We start from the raw sequence: 6312 nt of genomic DNA on the forward strand, positions 1-6312 counted from the left end.
GTTTTGCTGATGGGCTCCGTTACGCTTCGGCTACGCCTTCGCTTCACTACACCCATCAGCAAAACAACATGCAATGAAGAAAAACGTCTACTTTTAAAGCGTACTCAAAAAGGGATGGCTTCACCTGCACATAGCAGATGTTACATTGTCCCGTCCTGCTTTTGCAAATACAACTGTTGGCTGCTGTTACTTGGTCCGCAAAGTCTTCGCAATTGTTTTGATTTGATTCATTAATTCTTCTTGTCTGCTGTAAGCACTACCAACAAATAACAAGGATGATTGGTCGTCACCTGTTACAATTTGATATACAGAATTTGATTTCCCTTTAAGGCTTCCATTAAAAGTTATCGCATAAGCATAGTTTCCATTTAGAATGGTATCAGATCCCTTGTATGCTGTAATTTGCATGCCACTCAATTTATATCGTCCAATCATGTCGATTGCATAATACTTTAGAATTACTTTGTCTTTCATTGCCGGCAATGTCATAACCATTATTTCATTTTCGAAAGGATTATTTGCAGGGTCACCCTTACCGCCAATTGTGTAATAATACATTTGAGAAATATTTCCCGCATACTGAAACTCTGTATTGGAAACATCGAGTGAATAACTTGCTAAAGCTGTTGGGTCAACCTTAATCGTTTTGTCAACATAAAGAGATAGTAATGCTTTTAAAACTTCCTGTCTGGATGACTTGTCATTTGCTGGAATTTCGCCTAAAGCCATTACGGAAAAATCTTTGTCTCCGAAACATAGAACTATTTGCTCAAGATTAGGCTTATTGTCTCTACCGTAATAAAGCACTGCATCATATGTGTCAAGTTTAAATTCTTTTTTATAATATTCTTTAGGAATTTTGCCAGTATTAACCGCGTCTTCAAAACCTTTTACAAGTTCTGCTTTCTTTACTGCAAAATTGGTTAATGGGCTTTCTATGATTTGAAAAAATGTATTTTCATTCTTTTGAAATCTTATCAATTGCTTTTCCAGTTCATAATTTTTGGGAGCTTCTACAAACACTCTCGTTCCCGGAAACTGTTGATAAGAAGCGGTTTTTGATATTGAAACTTGGTCGGGAATTTTGAAATCATTTTGAGCTTTCGCCGCCCTACAACTTAATAATAATAAAATTCCAAATAGAAGTTTTAATTGTCGCATATTGTGATTTTGTTTGAGTTTAAGGTTGTCGGCGTGTAATAGCAGCCAACGGTTTGGGTATTGCCGCAGTGGGGGATTTTTAGCACTGTCGTTCAATAGAAGTACAAAAGTATAAATTTTGCACCAATGCTGATTAGAAATTCGTCAGCCCCATTGCGGCAATACCTGGTTAGCGGCTGGCTTTTTCTCTATCCGTTTTCCAAAAAGGTTTTGTCCGTAAGTTTTGTAAAGAGAAATTTCTGTCGTGTTTCAGATAGTTGTGCAAAGAGATACAGACTTCGGGATGTCCGAAAATGTAAGCGATAGTGTCGTCAAGATTTTCGGGTAAGTTGCAGATGATTTTATTGACTATATTATCAGTCTGTGTTGGTGTTATGATATAATGATTGAAAGGGAAACTGTTGTCAATGTCGGGAAAAAAATGAGCCTCCTGTTCAGCATAAATGAAACTAAAAACATTTTTGCTTATCGCAAGGTTTCTGTTGATTTCATATAAATGCGATAACGAAGTAATATCGCCAATGAGCAAATAATTATTGGCATTATTGTCTGCCAATAATTTTCCTCGTGGCTGTTTGAAATAGATGCTGTCGCCATGTTGCAATTTTTGTATCCATTCCGCACCTTTTCCGTTTGAGAAGGTGCAAATGGCAAAGTCGGCAACATTATAAACAGGTTCGTAATTCCAAAAGGAATATTTTCGGTCTTCGCAGTTGCTGTTGTAAAACGGATTGCCTAAAAATACATCTACCGTAAAACCCGCCACATATTGCATTTTAGCAAAATCATTGCTTTGAACTTTTAAATGAAATGTATGTTCCGCAATTTGTTTATTTTTCAGCACTGTTCCGCTTTGTATCGTCAATTCTTTTTGATGGCTCATCGTTGTAAATTTTATAGCGACAAAATTATTTACAGTCTGTCCGATGAACGTTGATATAGGTCAAAAAAAGAAATCAGATTTTGGATTTTAAACGGCTCAATGTTTCCTGCGAAATATTGAGGTAGGAAGCCACCATTTTATTGGGCAATCGCCTTACGATGATTGGGTTTTCGTCTAAAAGCTGGCGGTATTTTTCGGTGGCGTCTTGTGTTAGGAAAGACATCAATCGTTTGGTGTTATTTACATAGGCTTTCTCCAAATAATGGCGATAAAATTTTTCCCATTGCGGAATAATGTTGAGCAGATGATAAAAATCCCGGTGCGTAATAAAAAGTAGTTCCGAATGTTCGGCAGCCTGTATAAATTCTTCGGAAGGCTCGCCTGTAATAAAACTCACGAGAGCCGTTGCAAACTGATTTTCAAAAGCAAAATATCTTGTTGCATCTTGTCCCTCTTCGTTGATGAAGAATATGCGTAAACAACCTTTGCCAACGAAGAATGTCCGCTGGCTGGTTTGTCCGTGAGTGACTAAAAGTTCGTTCTTCTTTAATTTCAAGGGGTTGAAGTAAGAAAGAATAGTTTTTAATTCGTCTTCGCTGACTTTGATTTGGTTGGTTATGTAATGCGTAAGTTGATCGTACATTCAAATTTTTCAGGTTGCTAATTTACTCTTTTACGGCTAACTTCTCTGCCAATTTTCGGGCATTTGGAATGATGAGGAATGCGGCTGCATACGCCACAGGCAACATTACGATCCACGCTTGTAGGAATTTAAAAAACCAATCTTCGCCAAAGCCGTAGTTACGCATCAGCCCTACGAAAGCCATAATTAACGTCATTGGAATTACCACAAACAAAGTGTTGATGTACTTAAAATGTTTCTTTTTCATTTTTTGAAATGTTTAAAAATTAATGATGGTGCAAAAATGCAACGTCTATTTTTTTCGAACTTTGATGTAGGTCAACAAATGAAGTCAGTCGCCTTTTTGGGTTTGCTGGGTGTGTCGTGTAAGCTTGCCGCTAACGGACGAGGCTTGTGGCTGTGGCGATTTTCTAGCAACTCCGCCCAAATCTGTTCCTAAAGTTTATTTAAAAATCTGTCGTTCAATTTATTCCCAAACCGCCATCGCGACAAGCCTGTGTTATAGGGCGTTTTTCTTTTTAGCATCACCTCGGTAATGTTGTTATAGCATTTGAAAAATCAAGTTTTTGGAACTTGCTTTTTACTAAATCGTCAAATTGTAATTTGTCGTCACTAAATGAAACAAGTCCTTTGTCAAAATGCCAAGTTCCTACATAATTCAATGAGTTCTCTTTTATCGTTATGTAAAAAGGCTTTAACTCATCAGTTTTAATTTGTCCAGACTTTACCTTTTGTTCAAAGTCGTCTGTTGCGTCAATACCTCTAAAAATAGGTTCTGTGAACATTTTCCCTCCATACCACTTACTTTGTGTCCACCAGTAATTGAGAATAGCATAGTTGCCGGGTTTGATAAAGTATATAAAGGTATTTTCCTTTGCAGACTTAAAGGTAGGTTTAACTCTAAATGTCAACACTTCTTGTGTGTCTATATTAATAAGGCGAATGTCCTGTGGAAATCCCCCACTACTAAATCCAAGTCTTTGTATAAAATTACCGTAGATAATCGCCGTTCCCACTTGTACACTGTCTCCGCTATTTACTTCTTGAAGCACCTTAATGTCTTGTCCTTTTGCGAACATTGTCAGGAAAATTAAAATCGCTGTTGTTAAATGTTTCATTGTCGATTGTTGGCTTTTAAAATGCCCTATAACGTTCCACTGCTTGCCGAAGTAGCGGCAATAGAATTCCGTCAGCTCAAATATAGTTATACTGTTCAATAGAATTGCCGTTGCTGAATGACAAGAGTCAGCCGCTATTTTGGCAAGCAAATGTTACCAGCCGTATTTTATTAATTGTCAGCAATGTAGTCATGAATCACCTGGAGGGCTTCAATGCAATGAGTACTCCAGTGACTATCGTAATCAAACTTTAACTTCCAAACACCATTTTCTTTTGCATTAAAATCATCTTTATCAAGCATAATAAGTCCACATTTTATGTCACAATAAATATCTTCCAAATCGTCAAGCAAATCTCCGGTGCCTAAGTCTGCTAAGTTTTTCATGTCGACAGGATTAAGAACTATCCAGTAATAAGAAAAGGGGACTCTGTCACTAATAAATTGCCGAATGGTTTTCTTTTCTGTGTCGGATAAGTCAACACTCAAATCAAGGTCACTTGTAAGATAAATATGCGGAATGTCAAGTCCTAAAGCATAAAGAGCCGATAGATGTCTTTTGATTGTTTGTAAAAACTCTTTTGGGTTGTCACTTTGATGTGTCTCTATAAGCAAACAAAAATGTCTTGCCGATTCAACAAAGTTCTGAAAGGCTTTTGTCGCAAGTATATCGTCAAGTGATATGTCGTCTGGTTGTGTCACAATGATATGGCTGGTAACGTTCGAGGCTTGCCGCAGGGCTGGAATTGTTGCTGTGTCAGCCCGGCAACTGAAGCCGATTGGAAAATGATGTTGAAGTTAACAACTAAAAGCTAAATAGAATTCGGTCAAGCCCGATATTAGCTGATAGTAGTAAAACTGCCGATTGTTACTACGTCCGCCAGCCTTGCGGCAAACCTTTTGTTACCTGCCGTTAGTCTCGGTCGCATTTTTAGGTTGTTTGTTTATAAAGAGAAATGCTTGAGTAATGATTAGCCCAACTAACGACCAAAAATTAATTACTGCTTTATCTGAATGCTTTCTGTGTACACGGCGAATTGTATCAAGATAATCCTTTGCTTTTTGTTTTACTGTGTCAATATTTTGAGTTGCGTCAATCTCTGTTTTTTGCATTGAAGTAAAAGCTTCGTTCTTTGAAGCTGCAAAATCAAAATGCAGAAAACTGTCAGCAAGCAGGTAAAATAAAAGTCCGAACGAAACTATTTGCAAAACCCTTTTTAATTTCATTTATTGAACTTTATTGCTAATTAATTCCGAAATGAAAAATAGGATTGTCAAACCAATGCCTAAAATAACTAGGGTTCTGCTTTTTTTAATTGTCGCCCAAACTGTCAACACTGAAGCTGCTAAAAACATAAGACCACTTGTCAGATTATAGTTTGCATAAACCGATGCGTTTTGATAGTACCATTGATTTTCATTAATTGGTCCGAACGGATATGCAGATTCTTGTCCAGCGATTTTTACATTGTAAAATTCGGAAAGCCCAATAAATGAAAATAAGAGTCCGAACGCCACAACAACATAAGGTAATGTCCAAAGAAGTTTGCTGTTGCTATTGTTTGTCATTGTGTGTAGGGTGTCCAATATAATGGCAGGTAACGGCCACGGCTTGGCGATGTGGCGGTATTTGAAAATCGTCAGCCCGGAACCGCAGCTAAATTTATAACTAAAAGTTCATTGTTTATTCTATTGCTCGGTGTCATTCGTCGGCTGGTAGTGAAGCCGAATAGCGAACAAGAAGCTGAGAACATATTCATCGCCCCGCCATATTGCCAAACCGCTTGTTATGTGCCGTACTTCTTCGTGTCGGGAATTGGGTGTTTGAATTTTGTAAACAACTTTTTGTTTTACCAACTGTCACTGCGCAAGCAAATATTGCTTTTTAAAAATTGATAAATCTTTTGTGTCCACCGAAAAATACTGCAAAAAACAAAAGCAAATTAAAATTCATTTTGGTTCTAAAGCTGTTTCAAAACCGAAAGTGCTGTGTCGCCCCAAATACTGCAACTAAAAACGAAAACAGCTTTGCATTTTCTGTTTGTGTTTAAAAACTTTGCCAAAGCAAAGCGATTGACGTCGAACCAAAAAATTCTGTTGAAAAAAATGAACTGCTGTATGTCGTTATGAATCGTGCTGCTCAAAATTTTTTTGTCAAAGTTGCAGTGATTGTTAAACCGTGTACTATGTCCGCTTGCTTATGACCTGAACAGAAGTCCACCCGATACAAAAGCCAACTTGGAAAAACTAAAGAATAAAATTTATTCAAAAGCTGAACAAAGAACGTCAGGCCGATGTGGGCTTTGGGTTTAGTCAACCATAAATGATAAGGAACACTTTTACTGTCGCTCCACCGCTGATGAAACTGTCGGGCTGTATGGCACATAACGAGCAGGTATTTGCGAAGGCAGGGAATTCATTGATTGTCCAGCCCGGTACAAATGCCCATTTGAAAATATGTTGTTGAAGTTAAGAACTAAAGCTGAACATTGAACGTCGAGCCCGAAC

8 protein-coding genes are annotated in these 6312 nt (G+C 37.6%); all 8 read right to left on the reverse strand.

Features of this window, described 5'->3' with window-relative positions:
- Window positions 1–186 precede the first annotated feature (186 nt).
- On the reverse strand, window positions 187–1161 hold the full coding sequence (locus I5907_RS21495; RefSeq protein ID WP_196992924.1) for a hypothetical protein: 975 nt from the start codon (window positions 1159–1161) through the stop codon (window positions 187–189).
- A gap of 169 nt (window positions 1162–1330) precedes the next feature.
- Entirely contained in the window at window positions 1331–2044 is a 714-nt protein-coding gene (locus tag I5907_RS21500) for a ferredoxin reductase domain-containing protein (protein WP_196992925.1), read from the reverse strand.
- A gap of 73 nt (window positions 2045–2117) precedes the next feature.
- Window positions 2118–2687 (reverse strand): Crp/Fnr family transcriptional regulator, encoded by a 570-nt coding sequence (locus I5907_RS21505; protein WP_196992926.1) that lies wholly within the window; start codon window positions 2685–2687, stop codon window positions 2118–2120.
- Between the two features lie 22 nt (window positions 2688–2709).
- Entirely contained in the window at window positions 2710–2934 is a 225-nt protein-coding gene (locus tag I5907_RS21510; RefSeq protein ID WP_196992927.1) for a DUF2798 domain-containing protein, read from the reverse strand.
- A 277-nt stretch (window positions 2935–3211) separates the two neighbouring features.
- Window positions 3212–3805 carry a hypothetical protein gene (locus I5907_RS21515; protein WP_196992928.1) on the reverse strand — a complete coding sequence of 198 codons (594 nt, stop codon included), beginning with the start codon at window positions 3803–3805 and terminating at the stop codon, window positions 3212–3214.
- 170 nt (window positions 3806–3975) lie between these two features.
- Window positions 3976–4506, reverse strand: a complete 531-nt coding sequence (locus I5907_RS21520; protein WP_196992929.1) for a DUF5063 domain-containing protein — start codon at window positions 4504–4506, stop codon at window positions 3976–3978.
- Between the two features lie 201 nt (window positions 4507–4707).
- On the reverse strand, window positions 4708–5031 hold the full coding sequence (locus I5907_RS21525; protein ID WP_196992930.1) for a hypothetical protein: 324 nt from the start codon (window positions 5029–5031) through the stop codon (window positions 4708–4710).
- Window positions 5032–5373, reverse strand: a complete 342-nt coding sequence (locus I5907_RS21530; protein WP_196992931.1) for a hypothetical protein — start codon at window positions 5371–5373, stop codon at window positions 5032–5034.
- Window positions 5374–6312 lie beyond the last annotated feature (939 nt).

Origin of the sequence: Panacibacter microcysteis, assembly GCF_015831355.1 — a bacterium.
Classification (GTDB): domain Bacteria; phylum Bacteroidota; class Bacteroidia; order Chitinophagales; family Chitinophagaceae; genus Panacibacter; species Panacibacter microcysteis.

What these genes read in the sequence shown, in the direction of transcription:
- I5907_RS21525 (WP_196992930.1), bottom strand. Translation starts at nt 5,031, where the DNA reads ATGAAATTAAAAAGGGTTTTGCAAATAGTTTCGTTCGGACTTTTATTT.
- I5907_RS21530 (WP_196992931.1), bottom strand. Translation starts at nt 5,373, where the DNA reads ATGACAAACAATAGCAACAGCAAACTTCTTTGGACATTACCTTATGTT.
- I5907_RS21505 (WP_196992926.1), bottom strand. Translation starts at nt 2,687, where the DNA reads ATGTACGATCAACTTACGCATTACATAACCAACCAAATCAAAGTCAGC.
- I5907_RS21500 (WP_196992925.1), bottom strand. Translation starts at nt 2,044, where the DNA reads ATGAGCCATCAAAAAGAATTGACGATACAAAGCGGAACAGTGCTGAAA.
- I5907_RS21510 (WP_196992927.1), bottom strand. Translation starts at nt 2,934, where the DNA reads ATGAAAAAGAAACATTTTAAGTACATCAACACTTTGTTTGTGGTAATT.
- I5907_RS21515 (WP_196992928.1), bottom strand. Translation starts at nt 3,805, where the DNA reads ATGAAACATTTAACAACAGCGATTTTAATTTTCCTGACAATGTTCGCA.
- I5907_RS21495 (WP_196992924.1), bottom strand. Translation starts at nt 1,161, where the DNA reads ATGCGACAATTAAAACTTCTATTTGGAATTTTATTATTATTAAGTTGT.